This window comes from Massilia sp. Root335, assembly GCF_001425685.1.
Taxonomy (GTDB): Bacteria; Pseudomonadota; Gammaproteobacteria; order Burkholderiales; family Burkholderiaceae_D; genus Telluria; species Telluria luteola.
In genome coordinates, this window is sequence record NZ_LMCY01000028.1 from 82893 (window position 1) to 105332 (window position 22440).

General features: G+C 68.5%; 17 protein-coding genes. 11 read left to right on the forward strand and 6 right to left on the reverse strand.

Annotated features, from left to right (window positions below; translation table 11 throughout):
• The first annotated feature begins 39 nt into the window (after nt 1-39).
• From ASC93_RS16185 to ASC93_RS16215, 7 genes are all read left to right on the forward strand, one after another.
• Entirely contained in the window at nt 40-1704 is a 1665-nt protein-coding gene (locus ASC93_RS16185; protein ID WP_056444186.1) for a DUF5597 domain-containing protein, read from the forward strand.
• 12 nt (nt 1705-1716) lie between these two features.
• Entirely contained in the window at nt 1717-4590 is a 2874-nt protein-coding gene (locus ASC93_RS16190) for a TIM-barrel domain-containing protein (RefSeq protein WP_056444696.1), read from the forward strand.
• Nucleotides 4587-5690, forward strand: coding sequence for a glycosyl hydrolase (locus tag ASC93_RS16195; protein ID WP_056444189.1), 1104 nt, complete (start codon nt 4587-4589; stop codon nt 5688-5690). Before ASC93_RS16190 ends, ASC93_RS16195 begins: the two co-directional genes overlap by 4 nt.
• Complete coding sequence (locus ASC93_RS16200) at nt 5687-6766, forward strand: SGNH/GDSL hydrolase family protein (protein ID WP_082548094.1); 1080 nt, start codon at nt 5687-5689, stop codon at nt 6764-6766. Before ASC93_RS16195 ends, ASC93_RS16200 begins: the two co-directional genes overlap by 4 nt.
• 187 nt (nt 6767-6953) lie before the next feature.
• Nucleotides 6954-7448 (forward strand): type VI secretion system tube protein Hcp, encoded by a 495-nt coding sequence (locus ASC93_RS16205; protein ID WP_056444192.1) that lies wholly within the window; start codon nt 6954-6956, stop codon nt 7446-7448.
• A gap of 60 nt (nt 7449-7508) precedes the next feature.
• Nucleotides 7509-7988: a penicillin-insensitive murein endopeptidase gene (locus ASC93_RS16210; RefSeq protein ID WP_056444194.1), complete on the forward strand. Its 480-nt coding sequence runs from the start codon at nt 7509-7511 to the stop codon at nt 7986-7988.
• Complete coding sequence (locus ASC93_RS16215) at nt 7985-8362, forward strand: hypothetical protein (RefSeq protein ID WP_056444196.1); 378 nt, start codon at nt 7985-7987, stop codon at nt 8360-8362. Before ASC93_RS16210 ends, ASC93_RS16215 begins: the two co-directional genes overlap by 4 nt.
• Nucleotides 8363-8456: 94 nt before the next feature.
• Here the strand turns inward: ASC93_RS16215 and ASC93_RS16220 are convergent, their stop codons facing one another.
• Nucleotides 8457-10178, reverse strand: a complete 1722-nt coding sequence (locus ASC93_RS16220; protein WP_056444199.1) for a glycoside hydrolase family 9 protein — start codon at nt 10176-10178, stop codon at nt 8457-8459.
• 241 nt (nt 10179-10419) lie between these two features.
• Here ASC93_RS16220 and ASC93_RS16225 point away from each other — a divergent pair, with 241 nt between their 5' ends.
• A complete protein-coding gene (locus ASC93_RS16225; RefSeq protein ID WP_056444202.1) occupies nt 10420-11337 on the forward strand; it encodes a polysaccharide deacetylase family protein in 918 nt (305 codons plus the stop codon).
• A gap of 16 nt (nt 11338-11353) precedes the next feature.
• Here ASC93_RS16225 and ASC93_RS16230 read toward each other — a convergent pair whose 3' ends face one another.
• Nucleotides 11354-11872: a GNAT family N-acetyltransferase gene (locus tag ASC93_RS16230; protein ID WP_056444204.1), complete on the reverse strand. Its 519-nt coding sequence runs from the start codon at nt 11870-11872 to the stop codon at nt 11354-11356.
• Between the two features lie 160 nt (nt 11873-12032).
• Between ASC93_RS16230 and ASC93_RS16235 the strand changes: the two genes are divergently transcribed.
• The 3 genes from ASC93_RS16235 (at nt 12033) to ASC93_RS16245 (ending at nt 17165) form a co-directional block, all read left to right on the forward strand.
• Nucleotides 12033-14570, forward strand: coding sequence for a response regulator (locus ASC93_RS16235; RefSeq protein ID WP_056444206.1), 2538 nt, complete (start codon nt 12033-12035; stop codon nt 14568-14570).
• 88 nt (nt 14571-14658) lie between these two features.
• A complete protein-coding gene (locus tag ASC93_RS16240) occupies nt 14659-14982 on the forward strand; it encodes a DUF5710 domain-containing protein (RefSeq protein ID WP_056444207.1) in 324 nt (107 codons plus the stop codon).
• A gap of 224 nt (nt 14983-15206) precedes the next feature.
• Nucleotides 15207-17165, forward strand: a complete 1959-nt coding sequence (locus ASC93_RS16245; RefSeq protein ID WP_056444210.1) for a GGDEF domain-containing protein — start codon at nt 15207-15209, stop codon at nt 17163-17165.
• Nucleotides 17166-17180: 15 nt separating this feature from the next.
• Here the strand turns inward: ASC93_RS16245 and ASC93_RS16250 are convergent, their stop codons facing one another.
• The 4 genes from ASC93_RS16250 to ASC93_RS16265 all read right to left on the reverse strand — a co-directional run bounded on the left by ASC93_RS16250 (nt 17181) and on the right by ASC93_RS16265 (nt 22399).
• The gene (locus ASC93_RS16250; protein WP_056444214.1) at nt 17181-19139 is read right to left on the reverse strand and encodes a CocE/NonD family hydrolase; all 1959 of its coding nucleotides are present in this window, start codon (nt 19137-19139) and stop codon (nt 17181-17183) included.
• Between the two features lie 66 nt (nt 19140-19205).
• Nucleotides 19206-21050: a hypothetical protein gene (locus ASC93_RS16255; protein ID WP_056444216.1), complete on the reverse strand. Its 1845-nt coding sequence runs from the start codon at nt 21048-21050 to the stop codon at nt 19206-19208.
• A 9-nt stretch (nt 21051-21059) separates the two neighbouring features.
• Entirely contained in the window at nt 21060-21992 is a 933-nt protein-coding gene (locus tag ASC93_RS16260) for an ABC transporter ATP-binding protein (RefSeq protein WP_056444219.1), read from the reverse strand.
• Nucleotides 21989-22399 carry a GntR family transcriptional regulator gene (locus ASC93_RS16265; RefSeq protein WP_056444222.1) on the reverse strand — a complete coding sequence of 137 codons (411 nt, stop codon included), beginning with the start codon at nt 22397-22399 and terminating at the stop codon, nt 21989-21991. The genes ASC93_RS16260 and ASC93_RS16265 overlap by 4 nt, the downstream gene beginning before the upstream one ends.
• Nucleotides 22400-22440 lie beyond the last annotated feature (41 nt).

The window sequence follows — 22440 nt, forward strand, 5'->3', positions numbered from 1 at the left end:
TCTTTTCAACCACGATAACGATTGGAGACCCGTTCGCGCATGAAAACCGTATCCTTCCGCCTGCTGGCGGCAAGCCTGCTCCTCGCCGTCCAGGCCGCGCACGCGGCGACGCCGTCCCCCGAATTGCCCCGCATCGTCGGCAAGGACGGCCACTACGCCCTGATGGTCGACGGCGCGCCGTTCCTCGTACTGGGCGGCCAGGCCCAGAATTCCAGCAACTACCCGGCCGCCTTGCCGAAGGTCTGGGCCGCGCTCAAGGATGCGCATGCGAACACGCTCGAGATTCCGGTCGCATGGGAGCAGATCGAACCGAAAGAGGGGACGTTCGATTTCGGCTACGTCGACAAGCTCGTGCAAGAGGCGCGCGAGCACAAGATGCGCCTCGTGCTGCTGTGGTTCGGCACCTGGAAGAATACCGGCCCGGCCTATGCGCCGGAGTGGGTCAAGTTCGACAACAAGCGCTTTCCGCGCATGATCGCCAAGGACGGCAAGACGAGCTACTGCCTGTCGCCGTTCGGCACGGCCACGCTGGCGGCGGACAAGAAGGCGTTCGTGGCGCTGATGGAGCACATCAGGAAGATCGACGCCGACAAGCGCACCGTGATCATGGTGCAGGTCGAGAACGAGGTCGGCACCTACGGCGTCGCGCGCGACTATGCGGCGCGGGCCCAGGCCGCGTTCGGGCAGCCGGTGCCGGCCAGCGTCCTCGCGCACCAGCCGCCGCCCAAGGGCCGGGCGAAGCAGGGCACGTGGAGCGAGGTGTACGGCGACTACGCCGACCAGTATTTCCACACCTGGGCCATCGCCAGCTACATCGAAGACATCGCCAAGGCCGGCCGCGCCGTGTACGACCTGCCGATGTACGTGAACAATGCGCTGCGCGAGCCGCACCTGAACGAAGCGACGCCGCCATGGAAGGCGGACTTCGCCAGCGGCGGTCCGACCTACGACGTGATCGGCATCTACAAGGCGGCTGCGCCGCACATCGATTTCGCCGGCCCGGACATCTACATGCCGGAGTCGAACAAGGTCAGCGCCACGCTGCAGCTGTTCCAGCGTCCGGACAATCCGCTGATGGTGCCGGAGATGGGCAATGCGGCGGGCTATGCGCGCTACGTCTACCAGATCATCGGCAAGGGCGCGCTGGGCGTGGCGCCGTTCGGCATCGACTATGCCATGTACAGCAACTACCCGCTCGGCTCGAAATTCACCGACCACCGCATGGTCGAGCCGTTCGCCAAGGTCTACGACGTGTTCGCACCGATGCAGCGCGTGTGGGCGAAATGGGCGTACGAGGGCCGCACGTACGGCGCGGCCGAGGGCGACGACCGCAAGCCGCAGACCGTCGCGATGAACGGCTGGGACGCGCAGCTGTCGTTCCGCGAATTCCAGTTCGGCGAGCGCGAATACCTGAAAGACAAGAACGAATACGCCGAGGGCACGGAACACCCGTCCGGCGGCGTCGCGATCGCGCAGATCGGCCCGGACGAATTCGTCCTCGTGGGCCAGCAGATCCGCGTCAAATTGTCCGGCACCGGCCCCAACGCCGGCAAGCCCGCGATGTTCGCGCGGGTGGAAGAGGGCCATTTCGACGCCGACGGCAAATGGATCATGGAACGCAACTGGAACGGCGACCAGACCGACTACGGCCTGAACCTGCCGGCCACGCCGACCGTGTTGAAGGTAAGGATGGGGACGTACTAAATGGAGACGACCATGCAATTAACCCGAATCGCAACCGCAGCCTTGCTGCTCGCCACCGGCGCTTCCGCCCTCGCGGGCAGTTTCGAACAGACCGCCACCGGCATCGAGGTGCGCCCGGACGCCGGGCCCGCGAAGCTCGTGCGCCTGGAACTGATGGCCGATAACATCGTCCACGTCGTGAAGCTGGACGCCGCGAACAAGCAACTGACGCCGTCCCTGATGACGGTGGCAAAACCGTGCGCCTGCGCCTTCACGGTCGCCAACGGCAAGGATGCCGTGACGCTCAAGGCGGCGCACATCTCGGCCCAGGTATCGCTGAAGGATGGACGGGTGGCGTTCTTCGACGCCGCCGGCAAGCCCTTCCTCACGCAGGCCGCGGAAACCATGACCCCGATCCAGGTCGGCGGTAAGCCGTTCTTCGCGATCAAGGAAGGCTTCAACTACGGCACGAAGGACGCGTTCTACGGCCTGGGCCAGCACCAGAACGCGCAGATGAACTACAACGGCGAGGACGTGCTGCTGCAGCAGCACAATATGATCGCCTCGGTGCCGTTCGTCGTCTCGGACAAGAACTACGGCCTCCTGTGGGACAACAATGCGATCACGCGCTTCGGCGATGCGAAGCCGTACGCGTGGCTGTCGCGCGACCTGACGCTGACCGACGCGCAGGGCAAGCCGGGCGGACTCACGGCCAGCTACTACATCGACGGCAAGCTGGCGTTCACGCGCCAGGAAAAGGACATCGCCTACCAATACCTGAAGGACGTCGCGGAGAACTGGCCGAAAGAACTCCCGCCGATGAAGGCGCTGGGTGGCCACGACGTCAAGGTCGTGTGGGACGGCGCGATGGCGAGCCCGAAAGCGGGCGTGCACAAGATGCAGCTGTACGCTTCCGACTACGCGACGCTCACCGTCGCCGGCAAGCAGGTCATGGACGTGTGGCGCCAGGGGTGGAACCCGTGGTATCACAACTTCGAAGTCAGGTTCGAACCGAACAAGCCGGTCAAGCTGCACCTGGAGTGGAAACCGTCGGGCGGCATGGTCGCGATGACGCACAACGATCCGCTGCCCGCGCCCGAGCGCCATTCGCTGACGATGTCGTCGGAGATCGCGGAAGCCGTGAACTACTACGTGATCAGCGGCGACAGCATGGACAACGTCATTGGCGGTTACCGCACGCTGACCGGACAGCAGCCGATGATGCCGAAGTGGGCCTACGGCTTCTGGCAGTCGCGCCAGCGCTACGAGACGCAGCAGCAGTTGCTGGACACGGTCGCGGAATACCGCAAGCGCGGCTGGCCGCTCGATAACATCGTGCAGGACTGGTTCTACTGGCCGGAAGACGGCTGGGGTTCGCACGACTTCGACAAGGTCCGCTTTCCCGATCCGCAGGGGATGGTCGACGCCGTGCACAAGCAGCACGCGCACATCATGATCTCCATCTGGGGCAAGTTCTACGCCAATACCGACAACTACAAGGAGCTGGCGGCCAAGGGCCATATGTGGACCAAGAACGTCGAGGACGGCGCGCTGGACTGGGTGGGCAAGGGCTACAAGAACAGCCACTACGATCCGTACACGAAGGAAGCGCGCGACATCTATTATCGCCAGCTGCAGCACAAGCTGGTCGACAAGGGCTTCGACGCCTGGTGGATGGACAACACGGAACCCGACGTGCTGTCGAATTCGCGCCTGGAAGATTTCAAGAAGCTGATCGGCCCGACCGTCTACGGCCCCGGCGAGATCACGTTCAACCCGTACAGCCTCGTGCACTCGGGCGGCATGATCGACGGCCTGCGCCGCGACCAGCCGGATAAACGCCAGTTCATCCTGTCGCGCTCGGGCTTCGCCGGCATCCAGCGCAATTCGGTCGCCGTGTGGAGCGGCGACACGGCCGGCCGCTGGAACAACCTGTACGACCAGATCGCGGCGGGCGTGAACTTCTCGATGTCCGGCATCCCGAACTGGACGCACGACATCGGCGGCTACGCGCAGGAAAACCGCTACCAGTACGGCGACGTGGGCTCGGCGCAGGAAAACCGCGTGACGTCCAGCCACCAGGCCAAGCCGGAAGACATGAAGGAATGGCGCGAGCTGAACCTGCGCTGGTTCCAGTTCGGCGCGTTCTCGCCGCTGTTCCGCTCGCACGGCGAAGTGGTCAAGCGCGAGATCTACAACATCGCGGCCGGCGACGACGCGATGCGCGATTCGATGGTGGGTTACCTGAAGCTGCGCTACCGCCTGATGCCTTACATTTACTCGATGGCGGCCGACACGCATTACCAGAGCGGCACCATGATGCGCGGCCTCGTGATGGACTTCCCGCACGACGACAAGGTCAAGGACATCAAGGACCAGTATCTGTTCGGCCACGCGCTGATGGTGGCGCCGGTCACGCGCTACGGCGCACGCGAGCGCACCGTCTACTTCCCGGCGGGCGCCGACTGGTATGACTTCGACACCGGCAAGCGCTACGCGGGCGGCACCAGCGCGACGGTGCCGGCGCCGCTGAACCGCATCCCCGTGTTCGTGCGCACGGGCGCCGTGGTCCCGACGGGCCCCGTCACGCAATACGTCGACGAGAAGCCGGATGCGCCGCTCGTGCTGCAGGTGTACGCGGGCGCCAGCGGCCAATCGAGCCTGTACGAGGACGACGGCGTGACGAACGCGTACGAACGGGGCGAGTACAGCCGCATCCCGTTCACCTACGACGACAAGACGGGCACGGTCACCATCGGCGCGCGCAGCGGCGCGTACAAGGGCATGCCGCACACGCGCCAGATCAAGGTGCGCATGCTGCGTCCCGGCGTGGCGACGAGCGCCGACATGGACGCGTTCGACAAGACGGTGACCTATGACGGCAAGCCCGTGACGGTCAAGCTGTGAAGCGGCGCGTGGCGGCCGCGCTGCTGCTGGCGGGTGCGCAGTGCCTGGCGTCCGCCGCGGCCCGGGCTGACGCGCCCGACGCGCCCGTCGACGCGCGGGCGGACGCGCGCACCCGCGCGGCGTTTGCCTGGCTGCGCGCGACCTGGGGCCGGCAAACCATCGCCGGCCAGCAGGACCTGACGTGGAACGACAGCGTCGACATGGCGCGGCGCGTATTCGACGACACGGGCCGCTATCCCGCGCTGATGGGCTTCGACTTCATGAACACGTGGACGAAGGGCGACGGCGCGCACCAGGTCGACGAGGCGATCGCCTGGGCGCGCCGCGGCGGCCTCGTGACGTTCTGCTGGCACTGGCGCGACCCGTCCGGTGCGACTGCCAACTTCTATGCGCGCGAGCCGGATGCGCGCAAGAACACGGCGTTCACGATCCCGCTGCGCGACGGCCGTCTCGACACGGCGAGCAGCGCCGGACGCCGGATCGACGCGGACATCGACCGCCTGGCGACCGAGCTCGCGAAGCTGCAGGCGGCCGGCGTGACGGTGCTGTGGCGGCCGTTGCACGAGGCGTCCGGGAACCGGGGCGACGGCTGGTTCTGGTGGGGCCGCACGCGTACGGACGGCGCTTCGAACGCCGCGGCGTACGTGCTGCTGTACCGCCACATGTTCGACCGGCTCGTGAACCGGCACGCCCTGCACAACCTGATCTGGGTGTGGAATGGACAGGACGCGGCCTGGTATCCGGGCGACGACGTCGTCGACATCGTCGGCTACGACGTGTACGACGAGCGCGATGCCAAGTCGTACAAGTCGCAGGCCGACACGTACCGCCGCATGGCTGCCGTCGGCACCGCGATCAAGCCGGTGGCCATGAGCGAGAACAGCTACATCCCCGATCCCGACAACATGAAGCGGGACGGTGCGCGCTGGCTCTGGTTCCTGACGTGGAATGACGGCCGCGCGCCCGCCGGCACGGCCGACAAGGACAATTTCTGGACCGGCGATTTTTACAACACGGCGGCGCACAAGGCGAAGGTCTATCACCATCCGGACGTGATCACCCTCGACAAACTGCCCGCCTTCCTGAAAGCTCCCCAATGAAACGACTCACTACCACTTTCGCCCTGGCCGCGCTGCTGCATGCGGGCCTGGCATGCGCCGGCGTCGCCGTCGCACCCGATGACAAGAACCTGTCGTATACCGGCCGCATCGATTTTTCGAAGCCCGACGCACCGGTCATCACGTGGCCGAACACGACCATCGCCGGCAATTTCACCGGTACGTCGCTGGCCGTGACGCTGGACGACGAAAAGGGCAAGAACTACTTCAACGTATTCCTCGACGGCGACACCGCGAGTCCGCTGATCATCGAGGCGGGCCAGGGCACGAAGAAATACGACGTGGCGGCCGGCCTCGCGCCGGGCAAGCACAGCTTCCTGATCACCAAGCGTACCGAAGGCGAGGAGGGCGCGACCGTCTTCCGCGGGCTGGAACTGGCGGACGGCGGCCAGATGCTGGCGCCGCCCGCGCGGCTCAAGCGCCACATCGAATTCTTCGGCGATTCCATCACGAGCGGCATGGGCGACGAGGCGCCGATGAACGGCCGCGACGACGTCGTCCGCGACAAGAACAGCTATCTGTCGTATGCCGGCATCACGGCGCGCAGCCTGAACGCGGAACTGCACCAGACGTCGCAGAGCGGCATCGGCATCATGATCAGCTGGTTCCCGTTCACGATGCCGGACTTCTACGACCAGCTGAGCGCCGTCGGCAACAATGACACGCACTGGGATTTCGCGAGCTGGACGCCGGACGTCGTCGTCATCAATCTGCTGCAGAACGACAGCTGGCTGATCGGCGAGCACCACAAGCTGCAGCCCGAGCCGAACGACGCGCAGCGCGTGGCCGCGTACGAGACGTTCGCCAAGCGCATCCGCCAGCTGTACCCGCACGCGTATATCGTGTGCGCGCTGGGCAGCATGGATGCGACGCGTCCCGGCTCCGTGTGGCCCGGCTATATCAAGTCGGCGGTGGAAGACATGCGCAAGAACGGCGATGCGCGCATCGACACCGTGTTCTTCCCGTTCACCGGCTACGGCCAGCATCCGCGCCTCAAGCACCAGCGCAACAATGCCGAGATCCTGACGGCGTTCATCCGGAAGAAGATGGGCTGGTAAGCAGCGCCGCCGGCGGGGCGCCGGGGCCCGGTTCTTGCGGCGGCCGGCCCGCGCCCGGGCGGTGCTTCGGCTGTTCGTCGTCACGCAAGGGAGAAGTTCCGGGCAATGCCGGTCATTGCGCCGCCCCAATCTGTGTCGGCCTCTGCTGAGCAAGAATCAGCGTCTCATCACCATCAGGAGAGGCAACATGATCGACGCATACTTGCAGGTCGACGGCATCAAAGGCGAATCGACCGACTCCGCGCATCAAGGCTGGATCGAACTGAAGTCCGCTCACTGGGGCGTGACGCAGCCGATGAGCGCGAGTGTTTCCACCGCAGGCGGCCACACGACCGGTCATTCCGAGCACCGTACCCTGTCGATTACCAAGCTCGCGGATCTCGCTTCACCAATCCTGATGCAGCACTGCTCGATGGGTAAGACAATCCCGAGGGCCAGGATCGAATTCATGCGCGCCGACGGCGACGGCAAGCGGGTGAAGTATTATCAGGTCGAACTGGAGAACGTGATGTTGTCCGACATGGATCAGGTGTTGGGTGACGGCGGCGGTGTCCTGGAGGACGCGATCGGACTCTGCTTCTCGAAGGTCATGTGGACGTACACGCAGCAGAAGATCGGGGGCGGCGTCGGCGGCAGCACGGCCGGCGGCTGGGATCTGGCCGCGAAAAAGTGCTGTGTGTGAGAGGGGGCGACGATGAGTGGCGGAGTTCCAATCCAACCGAAAGACCGGCGTGGATATTTCATGTTGCCCCAAGCCCCCGAGGAGGCCGGATACTATGTGTACGGTACCCTGCACGATGCACCTGGGACAGGCCACCTGGCGCAGTACGCGCACCCGAACCTGCTCACGGTGATTTTTCGGGTCGAGCGGGAGTGGCAGGCCATTTGTGACCGAAAATTCGGTATCGGGAATATCAGCATCGACGGTGGTTTTGCCTACGACAACCACAAGTCCCACCAGTTGGGCATCGAGGTGGACTGTCGTCCGGTGCGCAAAGACTACATGACCGGTCAAGGCGCGCGCTGCTCGTACAGGGACAAGGCATATGATCGGGATGCCACGATCAAACTAATTCGCCTGTTCCTGGATGATCCGTGGGTGAAAATTGTTTATTTCAACGACGACGAAGTGCAAAAAGCGCTGGGTCGCGCACGGGTCAAGTCCCTCATGGGCCACAATAACCACTTCCACGTCGAGCTCTGGCCGAGGTACGCATCATGAGCGCGCGCTCGGTATTCATTGCCGCGGCCCTCGCCCTGTGCTCTCTGACTCAGGCTGCGGAGAAGCCGGAGACTACGGGCGCTGGTCCGAAGCCGCTCAAGGGCGAGTACTGGATATACGGCGGGGAGTTGGGCGATACCGTGCCGCCAACGAAAAAGAACATGAAGGTGGCATTCACGTTCAAGGGACCACTCGCCAAGGAGCTGTTCGACCAGATCGGGCCAGACAGGAAGGACACCTGTGGGGCCGGCCCCGATCGTCGAATACGGTTCAGGCGCGATCTTGCCTGCATCTGGGACAAAGGCGACGGATACGTTTGCTATTTCGGTCTCGATGTACCGACCGGCAAAAGTACATACGGGTCGATCTGTTAAGTGCTGCACCGCCGGTCTGCCTTCCCGCGTCCGGGACGGTGGTGGGCGCACCGGACCGGCACGGACGGTTGCCGTTCCGGCTGGGTGGCCGCGCTCAGCGCTCCAGCGCCTGCAGCGCGGCCGCCACGTACACGAGCGGCGCGTTCCAGTTGATGGCGACTTCGTTGCTGGCGTAGCTGCACGCATTGTCCAGGTAGGACGTCGCCGGCGCCTTCGACGCGTACGCGACGCGGCAATCCCTGGCGTCCTGCTGGCCCGGATTCGGTCCGCCCACGAGCCAGCCGGGAACCGGTGCCGCGATGCCGTCCGCCTCCGACGGCCGGTGGTGCGGATGCATGGGCGCGCGGGCGCCGAAGCCGGTCACATAGCTCATGCCGAGCGGATTGCGGCCCAGCGTGTAGTCGAGCGCCGACTGCGCGGCGTTCAGGTAGTCGGCCTTGTGCGTGAGCCGGTAAGCCTGCACGAGCATCATGGCCTGGTTCAGCACGACGGCGTTGCTGCCCCAGACGAAGTCGGACGGCGCCATCGCCAGGCGTGCCGGCGACGCCTGCCATTGCGCCAGCAGCCTGTCGGCGGCGGCGAGGATCTGGCGGCGCGCGCCGTCGGCGTCGCCCGGCTTCTTCAGGCGCGCGCGCTGCTGCGCGAGCGAGATCCAGCCGAGCGGCCGCACGTCGCTCCAGCCGGGCGCCGTCTGCACGGCCGGCGCGGCGGCGAGGGCGCGGGTGCGGTATTCGTCCTTGCCCGTGGCGATATACAGTTCGGACGCAGCCCAGGAAAACTCGTCGTCGACCTTGTCGTCGCCATAGGTGCCGGTCTGGATGTCGGACGGCTGGCGGTACAGGACGGCCGGGTTGGCGACGGCCCAGCGCCACGCGCTTTCCGCCGCGGCCAGGTAGCGCTGCGAGCGGCCCGGCGCCTGCGCGTCGAACGGCGCCAGCACGCGGCTCGCCGTCGCCATCACGGCCGCGAAATCGAGGGCCGCCGCCGTCGTCTTCTGCACGACGTAGCGCGGGGCGGTCGCGCGGTCCGGCATCACCATGCCGTCGAAGGCCTTGTTCGTCAGCTTGTGGTACACGCCGCCATCGGCCGGGTCCTGCATCGTGACCATCCAGTCGAGATTCCACAACGCTTCGTTGAGGATGTCCGGCACGCCGTTGCCGGCTTCCGGCAGGTTCACGGCGAGCTTGTCGAACCAGGCCGGAAAGTGTTCGTACGCGGCCAGCAGCGTGTACGTGCTGATGCCGGAGTTGACGATGTATTTGTTGTAGTCGCCCGCGTCGTACCAGCCTTTCGGGCTCTTGATCACGGTGCCGGCCGGACGCTTGCCCGACGCCGCCGATTCGTGCACGAGCACCTTGTCGTCCGGATGGCCGAGCGCGCGCGCGTACGGGCCCGCGATGCGCGCGCCCAGCGCGATGCCGGCGCGCTGCAGCGTGTAGGCGTGGATGGCGCCCGCGTCCAGCGCGCGATAGGGTTCCGCGCCGATCGCGAACGCGGGCGAATCCGGCAGGCCCGCGCGGACGATGCGGTAGTTGCCGGCCGTACGCAGCGCGGAAAAATCGGCGATGCGTACGCGCTCGCCGGATGCGTCCCACGTCGCGGCCGGGCCCAGCGTGCCTTCGAACGCGATCTTGCCGCTTGCCGCGTCGACGACCGTGAAACGCGGCGACGCGCCGTCGCCCGCGCCGGCCGGCACGACGGCCAGCTTCTGCGCGGCGGGCAGGAATCCCAGCTGGTTGACTTCGATGCCGGCGGCGGCGTGCGCGGTGCCGGCCGCGAGGAACGCGGCGCAGGCGAGCAGGGTGGGACGATGCATGGGATCTCCAGGGAAGTTCGGTTGTAGTTGTAATCGATTTCATCGTACCTTGCCGGGAAAAGCAAAGTCAATCGCCGGATCGAAAGAACGCCCGTCAATACGGGCGCCGTTCGTGCCGGCGCACGTCGCGCGCCGGCACGATAAAACGGTTTACGGCCGTTGCCTCGGCCACGCGATCCGGGCAATAATTGCATCGGTCGAACCAATTGCCCACACTCACAATGTCATCGAGAGGACTCCCTTGAAACCACGTATCTTGCTGTGCGCGCTGCTGCTTGGCGCCGGCGCGGCCGCTGCCTCCGCTTCGGACCGTTTCGACGTCGCCGTCACGGCCGACGACCTGCCGGCACATGGCACGCTGCCCGCGGGGATGACCTGGGCCGGCATCGCCCGTTCGTATGTGGGCACGCTGCATGCGCATGGCGTTGCCGAGGCCTGGGGGCTCGTCAACGCGAAGCGTATCGCCGAGGATCCGCACAGCGAAGCGGCGCTCGACGTCTGGCGCCAGGCCGGCTACCCGCTGGGCAACCACACGTACAGCCACATGGGATTGTCGCAGGCGCCGTCGCTGGAAGCCTGGGAGGCCGACGCGCGCGCGGGCGAGGCGGTGCTGGAGAAGCACATGGCCGGCAAGGACTGGCACGTGCTGCGCTACCCGTTCCTCGATGCGGGCGGCAGCGGCGCGCGCCACGACGGCGCGCTGGACTGGCTGGCCAGGCGCGGCTACCGCATCGCGGACGTCAGCCTTGGCTTCGACGACTGGGCATACACGGAAACGTATGCGCGCTGCCTCGCGAAGGGCGACGACGCCGCCATCGAGGGCATGAAGGCGAGCTACTACCGCCGCGTCGACCAGCAGCTCGTGCGCACGAAGGCCATGTCGCAGCGCGTGTACGGCCGCATGATCCCGCAGGTGCTGCTCACGCACATGGGGGCCTGGAGCGCGGCCACGCTGCCGGAAGTGATGAAGCGCATGGACGCGGCGGGCGCGCGCTACGTGACGCTGGACCAGGCGCAGTCCGATGCCGCGTACCGCACGCCGAGCCCGCGTTCCGGCAACGGCGCGCTGATGGAGCGCCGCGCGCAGGATGCAGGGGTCGACCTGTCCGGACTGCCGGCCGTCGAACCGGTCGGCAATCTGGACGCCCTGTGCCGTTGACCAGGCGCGGGGGCGCTCACGCGTCTCCCAGCGCCAGCACCATCGCCTGTTCGGACAGCGCCGTGCCCGCGCGCGGCACGGGTGTGCCGACGTCGACGAAGCCGGTGCGCCGGTACAGCCGCGCGGCCGCGCCGTCGCCCGCCGTCACGCCGAGGTGCAGCGCTTGCGCCCGGCGTGCGCGCGCCCATGCGATGGCCGCGTCGAGGAGCGCCGCGCCGACGCCGCGGCCGCGCGCCTCGGGCGCCACCCACACCTGGTACAGGCTCGCGCCGGCGCCTTCCATTTTCACCCACGCCAGGCCGACGGGCGTGCCGTCCAGTTCCGCGACGAACGGCCAACCCTGTTGATGCGCGCCCAGCGCGGGTGCGGCGAGGCGCGCGGCCCAGACGTCGTCCGGGCGTTGCGATTCCTCCGCCAGCGTGCTGCAGAAGGCATCCGGCGCATCGGCCAGCGCGCGCAGGCGCAGGGCACGGTAGACGGCCCAGTCGGCGGGATGCAGGGTGCGGATGGCGGGCGGATGGCGGTCGAGCGGCATGGCGTTGTCCGGTAATGGGGAAAGTCGATCATAGTGGAACACGTGCCTTGACACAATGGCAAGCGCGCCGCGCGCGGGCATGCAACGCCGACAACGGGCGCGCACGCAAGGCGTAAACATATTGTCAACGCGGTGCGCCGGAGGGTAAGATTTCACGCTTATGAATCCAGCCACGAACGCGCCCGCCGGCGCCACCCCGGCGGCCGCGTCCGAGCTGTCGTCCGTCGAGCAGGTCAAGTCCAGCCGACCCTACCGCGAGCTCCTCCGCCTGTTCGAACAGGCGCCGGGCTTCGTATGCTTTTTCCGCGGCCCGCAGCACGTGTACGAACTGCAGAACCAGGCGCACCACCGCCTGGCGGGCTTCCGCGACATCATCGGCAAACCGGTGCGCGCTGCGCTGCCCGAGCTGGAAGGACAGCAGTTCTTCGAGCTGCTCGACCAGGTGTTCGCCAGCGGCCAGGCGTTCGTCGGCCAGGCGCTGCCGCTCGCCGTCGCGCCGGCCGGCGGCGGTCCGGCGACGCTGCGCTACATCGACTTCGTGTACCAGCCGATCGTCGACGAGGGCGGCGCCGTCGTCGGCATTTTCTCGCAGGGGAACGACGTCACCGAGCGCGTGCTGGCCGAGGAACAGCTGCGTCGCAAGCAGGAAGAACTGGAGCGCATGGTCGAGGAACGCACGCGCGCGCTGGCCGACGCGCATGCGGCGCTCAAGCTGGCGGGCGAGCTGCAGGGCGACAAGATGCATCTGCAGCGCCTGTTCGAGCAGGCGCCCGGCTTCATCTGCGTGCTGCGCGGCCCGGACCACGTGTACGAACTGGCCAACGCCGCCTATCGCCGCCTGGTGGGCGGCCGCGACCTGCTCGGCAAGTCCCTGCGCGCGGTGCTGCCCGAGGTCGAGCGCCAGGGCTTCGGCGATCTGCTGGACAGCGTGTATCGCAGCGCCCGGCCGTATATCGGCCGCGCCGTGCCGGTCGAGCTGCACAACGATCCCGCGCAGGGACCGGCGCTGCGCTACCTCGACTTCATCTACCAGCCCGTGCTCGATCCGGCCGGCCAGGTCATCGGCATCTTCGTGCAGGGCAGCGACGTGACCGAGCAAAAGGTCGCGCAGGATGCGCTGAGCCACCATCAGGCCGAGCTGGAAACGCTCGTGACCGAACGGACGGCCGAGCTGACGGCGGCGCAGGCAGCGCTGCAGCGCTCGCACAAGCTGGAAGCCATCGGCAAGCTGACGGGCGGCGTGGCGCACGACTTCAACAACATCCTGCAGGTCGTGGGCGGCAACCTCGAACTGTTGCAGCACCGCGGCGGCGACCCCCGGGTGCAGAACCTGCTGCAGGTGGCGCTGCATGCCGTCGAGCGCGGCGGCAAGCTGTGCTCGCACCTGCTCGCGTTCGCGCGCCGGCAGCCGCTGCAGCCCGTCGTCGTGAATCCGGCCCGCATCGTGGCGGACATGGACGACCTGCTGCGGCGCGCGCTCGGCGAAACGATCCACATCGAGACCGTGCGTGCCGGCGGCCAGTGGCATACGGTGGTCGACCCGAACCAGCTGGAAAACGTGATCCTGAATCTCGCGATCAACGCGCGCGACGCGATGCCGAACGGCGGCCGGCTCACGATCGAGATCGCCAACGCCATGCTCGACGACGATTACGTCGCCGCCGAGCCGGACGTGCGGCCGGGCCAGTACGTGATGATCGCCGTGTCCGACACGGGCTGCGGCATGGCCCGCGACGTGCTGGAGCGCGCGTGCGAGCCGTTCTTCACGACCAAGCCGGAAGGCGCGGGCACGGGCCTGGGCCTGTCGATGGCCTATGGCTTCGTCAAGCAGACGGGCGGCCACTTCCGCATCTACAGCGAGGTCGGGGAGGGCACGACGGTGCGGCTGTACTTCCCGCGCACCTTCGAGGCCGAGGACGCGACCGCGCGCCTGTCCGACGTCGCCCCGCAGGGCGGCAGCGAGACGGTGCTCGTCGTCGAGGACGATCCGGCCGTGCAGGGCACGGTCGTCGAGATGCTGGGCAGCCTGGGCTACCGCGTGCTCAAGGCCGACAATGCGACCGACGCCTACGGCATCGTCAAGAGCGGCCTGCCGATCGACCTGCTGTTCACCGACGTCGTCATGCCGGGCCCGATGCGCAGCCCGGAACTGGCGCGCCTGGCCAAGGCGCTGCTGCCGAACCTGGCCGTGCTGTTCACGTCCGGCTACACGCAGAACGCCATCGTGCACGGCGGCCGGCTCGATCCGGGCGTCGAGCTGCTGTCCAAGCCCTATGGCCGCGACCAGCTGGCGCGCAAGGTGCGGCATGTGCTGGCCAACCGTCCGGGCGCAGCCGCGGCGGCCGCGCCGCGCCGCACCCGCATCCTGATCGTGGAAGACAATCCGGACCTGCTGGACATGGCGTGCAGCCTGTTCGACGCGCTGGGCCAGGACGCGCGCGGCGCCGTCAGCTTCGACGAGGCGCTGGCGCGGCTGGAGGATGGGGCGTGCGACGTGCTGTTCACCGACATCGACCTGGCCGGCAAGTCCGGCGTCGACCTGGCCTGCCGCGCGCGGGCACTGCATCCGCGGCTGCACGTCGTGTTCGCGTCGGGTTACGGTGCGCCGGACCGGGGCGCGCTCGGCTTCGCGTACGACGTCGTCGCCAAGCCCTACCGGCTGGACGATTTGCGCGCCATGCTGGCGCGGCTGGGATGACGGCCGTTTGCGCGCGGGCGCCGGATCGGTTAGGATCGGCATCCCGCGCCGGCGCCCGCCATGCGCGGCCGCCCGACGAAGAAGCCAGATGACTTTCCTGAACGTTCCCTACGCAGAAAAAGACGAAGCCCGCGCCCTCGGCGCCCGCTGGAATCCCGGCCGCAAGCGCTGGTACGTGCCGGCCGGCGTCGCGCTCGACCCCTTCCAGAAATGGCTCAAGGAGGGAGACGGCGGCGGGCGCGTCGATTCGGCCGCCGCCAGGCCCGTCGTCGGCGCCAACTACGTCGAGCTCCCCCATGCCTGCAATCCGTTCGAGCCGTGCGCCGAGTGCGCGCAGGCGCTTGCCGGTACGCCGTGGCAGCAGGCGCGCGCCACGCTGGCCGCCACGGTGGCGGCCCTGAACAAGCGCTAGCGTTTGCCGGCATGGCCAGGCGCATGGCCTGCGCATTGACGGAAATGACGATGATGTGCGGCATTCCGTACCGAGAATCATGCATGTCTGGCAAGAATGTGTTGGATTCGACGACGCATCCTGAAAAATAGTTGCCCGTCGTAAAGCATCCGGCGTCGCCGATGCTATAGTGGACTTGTCCGGCCCCGCACACGCGTTGCCGGTCCTGTCCACTTCGAACGACCATGAGCCCATCCCATCCGAATCACGCCGCCGGCCGCCGGGCCGCCAGGGCTGCGCTGGCCCTGCTGCTGGCGCTGGGGTGCGCGGCGCCGGGGGCGCGGGCGGACGGCGGCGCCGCGGAGCTGGCGCGGCTGGAACGCCTCGTGCGCGCGGCCGACGCCGGCGCGCTGCCGGCGCTGCTGGCGGCGCAGGGCGATGCGATGGCGGGCCCGTACGCGGACCGCATCGCGTACCTGAAGCTGCTGCATCGCGCGTACGCGGATCGCGGCGACACCGCCGCGGCCGGGCAGGTCGCGGAGCGGATCGTGCGGATGGCGCGGGCGCAGGGCGACGCGCTGAATACGGCGCTCGGGCGGCTGGCGCGCGCCGGCGCGACGGGCGGCCTTGGCCAGTCGACGGCGCTGGCCGCCGTGAACGACATCGACATCCGCCACGCCGACCTGCGCGATCCGGAATTCACGGCCGCGCTGCAGCAGGCCTACGGCGACGGCTACCTCGAGCTGGGGCAGTACGACTTCGCGCACAGCCATTACCTGAAGGCGCTGGAGATCGCGCGCCGGCATCCGGAGCTGCTGGAGACGAGCGCGAATGGCCTGCTGCTGGCGATCGCGAAGGTCTACGTGTACACGCGCTCGCCCGACAAGGTGCTGGCCACGCTGGCCGCGATCGGTCCGGACGGCGGGGCGCTGCCGCCGCCGTCGGCCGCACGGCGCTTCGTCATCGAGGGCATTGCCCACGTCATGCAGGGCCACCCGGACCAGGGCCGCACCGCCTACTACAAGGGCCTCGCCATCGCGCACGCGCACGGCCTCGCGCTGTTCGAAGCGAACGCGCTCGGCAACATCGCCGACAGCTGGCTCGAGGACCGCAACTACGTGGAGGCCGAGCGCGCCGCGCGCGCCGCGCTGCCGTTCGCCGCGAAGGCGGGCGACCCGGCCACCCGGCGCATCGCCGAGGCGAACCTCGGTTTCGCGCTGGCCGGGCAGGGCCACCTGCCGCAGGGCCTCGCGTACATCGACCGCGTGCTGGCCGAGCAGCGTGCGGACGGCGCCTTGCCCGACATGGCGAACGTGCTGCTCGAAAAAAGCCGCATGCTGGACAAGGCCGGCCTCGTGCGCCAGGCGTTGCAGGCGCTGCAGGAGCAGCGCGAGGTGGCGGCCAGGCTGGCCGCGGCGGAACACGAGCACACGGCCAAGGTGCTGCAGGAGCAGTTCGAGGCCCAGCGCCGCGCCATCCAGATCGAGAGCCTGCGCCGCGAGAACGCGATGAAGGATGTCCAGATCCGCAAGCGCCGTGTGTGGCAGCTGATCGCCTCGACCGGCGCCGGGGTGGCGTTGCTGCTGTGCGGTTTCGTCTGGGTGCTGTACCGCCGTTCGGTGCGCACGAGCCGCCGCCTGCGCGAACTGAACGAGGAACTGGCGTTCCACTCGACCCACGATGCGCTGACGGGCCTCCTGAACCGGCGCTCGTTCCGCGCTGCGATGGCCGCGCGCGCGCCGGGCGCCAGCCACTGCTTCATCCTGCTCGACATCGATCACTTCAAGGCGATCAACGACGGCCTCGGCCACACGGCCGGCGACGAGGTCCTGGTGGAAGTGGCGCGCCGGCTGCGCGCCACCGTGGCCGAGCGCGGACTCGCGCTGCGCTGGGGCGGCGAGGAATTCCTCGTCCACGTGGACGGCGGCGATCCGGCCGGCCACGCGGCGCTCGTGCGCGCGCTGCTGGCCGCCGTCGCGGACGGCGCCGTGACGACGGCGGACGGCCAGCGGGTCGACGTGACCATCACCGCGGGCGCGCTGACGCTGCCGGCTGGCGGCGACGGCGCCATCGACTGGCAGCACGCCGTGGCGCTGGCCGACCGGGCGCTGTACCGCGGCAAGCAGGACGGCCGCCGCTGCGCCTACCTGGACGAGATGGACGCCACGGGCGCCGTGACGCGCAGCGTGCGCATCGGGGCGTGACGTCCGTCCGCGGCGTCAGTGCGCGGGCAGCACGAGGAGCTGCAGGCCGGACGGCGTCTGCGCGGCGTGGTAGACCCGCTGCGTGGCGGCCTTGAAGTCTTCCGGCTTCGCTTGCGGGATCGTGACGAACGTCTGCGGGTTCAGGTCCACGAGCGGGAACCAGGAGCTCTGCACCTGCACCATGATGCGGTGGCCGCGGCGGAACGTGTGGTTCACGTCGCCCAGGTGGTAGCTGATCGCTTCGACCTTGCCGGGCACGAAGGGCTCCGGCTTCTCGAAGCCGTTGCGGAACTTGCCGCGCAGCGGATTTCCGCGCACGAGCTGCTGGTAGCCGGCCATCGTGCCGCGCGGCGGCGCGACGTCGCTGCCGCGCGCAGGCTGGTCGCCCGCGGGATAGTCGGCCGGGTAGACGTCGATCAGCTTCACGACCCAGTCCGAATCGGTGCCCGTGGTCGAGACGAACAGCCGCGGTGTCACGGGGCCGGCGACGGTGACGTCGTCTTCCAGCACGGCGCTCCGGTACACCAGCACGTCCGGGCGCGTCGCGGCGAAGCGCTGGTCCGACACCATGTATTCCTGCGGCACGGACGTCGCCGGGTAGCCGATGTACGGCACCGGCTTGCCTGGATCGGACACGTATTCGTCGAAGCCGCCGGCCGCCGGCGGCTGCTGCCACGTCAGCGTGCCGTGCGGGCCGAAGTACAAGGTGCGTGCCTGCGCCTGCACGGGCGGCCACGCCGAGTAGCGGCGCCACACGTTGCTGCCCGTCTCGAAGGCCGTCACTTCCGCGATGGGCTGCGCGGGCTTCACGCCCTTGAGCTGCTGCTCGAAGAACGGGAACTGGATATGCTGGCGGAAGTACTCGCCCGTCTTGCTGTCGAACGAGACGCGCCCCAGCTGCCTGCCGTCGTAGCGCGCCCACCCGCCGTGCACCCACGGTCCGATCACGAGGCCGTTGAAGCTGCCCTGGTTGTACTTCTTGATGGCGTGGTAGGTGGTGAACGGACCTTGCGGGTCCTCCGCGTCGAACCAGCCGCCCACCGTCAGCACGGCCGCCTTCACGTTCTTCAGGTGCGGGGCGATGGCGCGGGTCTGCCAGAACGCGTCGTACGTGTCGTGCTCGATCGTGGGCGCCAGCAGGGCGCGCTGCCTGTCCGTCAGCGTGCCGAGGATGCGGGGCAGCGTGCGGTGCTCGAGGAAGAAGTCGTAGGCGTCGGCCGCGCCGTAGTCGAAGTCGGCCCACGTCTTCGGCAGCGGCGTCGGGTTCTGCTGCTCCGTGAACGACGCATAGAAACCGAAGTTCGCGGCCAGCATGAAGGCGCCGCCGTGGTACGAATCGTCGCCCATGTACAGGTCCGTCACGGGCGCCTGCGGCGACGCGGCCTTGATGGCCGGGTGCGAGTCGATGATGCTGGCCGACGTGTAGAAGCCCGGATAACTGATGCCCCATATGCCGGCCTTGCCGTTGTTGTTCGGGACGTTCTTGAGCAGCCACTCCATCGTGTCGTACATGTCCTGGCTTTCCTGGCCTTCGCCGGCGGCGCGCCGCGGGTTGACGTGCGGCGTCATCTCCTGCCACTTCCCTTCCGACATGTAGCGGCCGCGCACGTCCTGCTTGACGAAGATGTAGCCCGCGTCCTCGAATTCCTTCGATGGCCCGATCTGCTTCGGATACCAGTCCTCGCCGTAGTGCAGCTCGCCCTCGGCCTGGACGCCCGCGCTGTACGGCGTGCGGTTGATGAGGAACGGATAGGCCTTCGACGCATCCTTCGGCACGTAGACGACGGTGAACAGCTTCGTGCCGTCGCGCATCGGGATGCGGTACTCGTACTTGGTGTACGTCTCGCGCAGGTCGCGCGGGGCGGGCCTGGCGTCGTCGGCCGCGTGGACGGCGGCCGGGGGCAGGGCGGAGCACGCGATAGCCACCAGCAGGGTAAGCAGGGGCAGGCGTGCGGGCAGGGAGAGACGGGTCATGACTTCCTTGGCGGCGGGTAAAACCGGCAGTATAAATGCGCCAGGAAGTCCTTTGTCATCTTTTCATCAGCCCGCCCGGACCGGCAACCGCTCCGGCGCGGCCGCGGCCACGGGCGCGCCGCGCAGGCGCGGTTGCAGGATCATCAGCGACAGCAGGGCCGGCACGCCGAGCAGCAGGCACGCCAGGCACCACACGGCACGCGCCGTGCGGCCGAGGTGCGTGCGCCGGGTCCACCAGACGGCGCCGGCGCCGGCCAGCAGCGCGGCCGCGAGCGCGGCGGCCCAGACGGTCGCCGGCCGCGCCTGCAGCAGCGGCGCGAAGCGGTTCAGGCCGTAGTCGGGAATGGCGCCGGCGTCGATGAGCAGGTCGGGCAGCTCGACCAGCGCGTGCAGCGCCGGCGAGAGCCACCAGGCCCGGTGCTCGTACAGCGGCGCGAAGTCGTGCGCCAGGTCGCGCCGTCCCACCTCCTGCACCCGCGCCGACGGGTCGACGAGGTACGTGATCTGCTGCGCCGGCAGCGCGCCGTCGAACTCGCGGTGGCCGTACACGAAGGAGACGAGCATGCCTTCCGCGACCTGGGCGACGTACACGCGATCGAGATCGCCGAACGGGAGCGGCAGTCTCACGTCGGCCGAAGACGACGGCGTGCCGGTCGCCGGTGCGAGCAATGCGAGGCGATGGTTGGTGAGCACGAGGATGCGCTGCTCCAGCACGGTGACGGCGCCCAGCTGTTCCTGCCCGTCCACGCGCAGGACGTGGCGCAGGCGCATGCCCGGCTCGTCGACGCGGTACAGGTTGTGGGCGTCGAAGAACCACTGGACGCCATGGATGCCGCCCAGGGTCTCGGGCACGGTATCGAAGCGCTCGCGCGTGCCGGGACCACCCGCGCCGAACACGCCCTGGTCGGTGCGGTTGCGCGCGTCGACGCCGCGGAACAGCATGCGGTCGTGGCTGAAGGTCCAGATGGTTTCGCCCTGGACGAATCGGGCCATGCCTTGCGTCGTCATCAGGTCGCGCACGCCGTACTGGCGGAAGATCGGCGCGAGGCTCGCGATCGCATGCGGGTCGAGCGCGGCGCGCCACGCGGCCGCGCGCGGGTCCGCGCTCCCCGCCAGGCCGGCCCGCAGCGTTTCCACCGGCTTGAAACGGCGCGTTTCGGTCAGGCCACCGGCCAGCGCCGGTTCCCGCACCTGCGGATGGGCGCCGGCGGCGACCAGGCCCGCCTGGTACAGCATCGATCCGGCCCACAACAGGGCGACGTAACAGCACACCTGCAGCGGGATGGCCGACGCGGCGGTGGCGACGGTGTCGTCCGCCGCGCTGCGGTTGGGGCGGAACACCGTGTAGAGGAGCGCCAGCAGCACGGCGACGCAGGCCACCGTCAGGCCCAGCACCGTCGCGGCGGTCGCGAGGCGCATCGTCAGCACGACGGGCAGCACGAGGACGACGAAGGCCCAGCGGCTCCGGTGCAGCATGATGTAGCCGCCGGCGAGCCAGGCGCACAGTGCCGAGAGGGCGAGGTAAGCAGCGCCGGCGTAGTGGCGCGCGTCGATGACGCCGCGCGTGTAATGGTCCTGCATGAGCAGCGCGGCGCACAGCGGCAGCGCCACGGCGAGGGCGATCAGCGCGACGGCCGCCAGCACGAGCGCCGCGAGGAGCCGGGCGCGGTGCACGGGCCGGTGCTGCAGCCAGATCCAGCGGCTCGGCTGGCGGTAGCTGCCGAACTGGAAGACGGCGAGCGCAAGGCCGGAGAGCATGTAGAAGCCCAGCATGATGATGTGCAGGCCCACCGGCGCGTTGGGCACGTCGACGATCTGCTGCAGGACGGTCAGTGCGACGAGATTGGCCAGGCCGAACGCGGCGGCGCCGTTCCGGAAGCGGCGCAGTTCGGCCAGGAAGAATTCGGGCATGGGAGATCCTTATGCGGCAAGAGGGACGGCGGCGGGCATGGCCGCGGGACGGGCGTGGCCATGGGCGAGGAAGGCGTTGACGGCGCCGTCGAGGCCGAGCGGCATGGCGTGGACGGATTGCGCGCCGAGCATCTCGAGCCGCGTGCCGAAACCGTCGTCCTGGTCGAACACGACCACGTGGGTCAGGTGGTCGATCACCTGGACCTGCAGCACGCCGGGCAGCTGGCGGATCTCCGGCACCCTGGCCGGGAACGCGGCCACCCACATGCGGATGCGGTCGCAGAAGTCGTCCGGGCCGCTCATGTAGCGCATGCGGCCCCGTTCCAGGATCACGAGGTTGTCGGCCACGCGCTCGATTTCGTCCATCTGGTGCGAGCAGTAGACGACCGTGTTGCCGGCATCGGTCAGCGCCACCTGCAGCATCGCCTCCAGGAAGGCGCGCTTGGCGACGACGTCGAGTCCCAGCGTGGGCTCGTCGAGGATCAGCAGGTCCGGGCCCTGCGCCAGCGCGACGCCCAGGTTCAGGCCCGCGCGTTCGCCGCGCGACAGGCCGCCGATGCGCTGGCCGGGGTCGACGTCGAAATGGCCGACGACCTCGTCGTAACGGGCGTCGTTCCAGCGCGGGTACTGGCGCCGCTGCATGGCGACGAGGTCGCGCACGCGCATCCAGGCCGGCAGCGTGTGCTCCTCGTTGACGAAGCCGATGCGCGCGCGCAGCGCGGGCGTGAGCCGGTGGCAGTCATGGCCCAGGATGCGCGCGCTGCCGGTGGTGGCCGGCTCGAAGCCGAGCAGCACGCGGAACAGCGACGATTTGCCGGCCCCGTTGGCGCCCACGAAGGCGTGGATGCCGCCGCGCGGCAGGCGCAGTGTCAGGCGGTCGAGTGCCGGCTTGTGTTGGTAGGACAGGCACAGGTCCTTGGTATCGATGGCGTAGTCGCTCATGCGGAATGTTTGGTCGCGTAGTGGGAAAGCTCGGCCGCGATGCGGTCGAGGATGGTCTGCTGCGCATAATCGAGCCCGATCACGGCGCTGACGAAGCGGTCCACCGCCTCGCCGAAGCGGCGTTCGCGTTCGGCGTCCGACAGGCGTTGGCGCTGCTCGGCCACGAACAGGCCCAGGCCCGTGCGCGCCAGCAGCCAGCCTTCCGCCGTCAGCTCCGCATAGGCCTTGGCCACCGTGTTCGGATTGATGGCCAGCTGCTGGGCCAGTCCGCGCACGCTGGGCAGCCCGTCGCCGGGCACCAGCTCGCCGCTGGCGATGTGGCGCTTGATTCCGTCGGTAATCTGGCGGGTGATCGGGCGCGGGTCGCCGGTCACGATCTGCAGCATCAAAGGGGGACGTCGGTTCATGGTTCATTCACTGTACTAGTACGGGTAGTACAGTAACACCG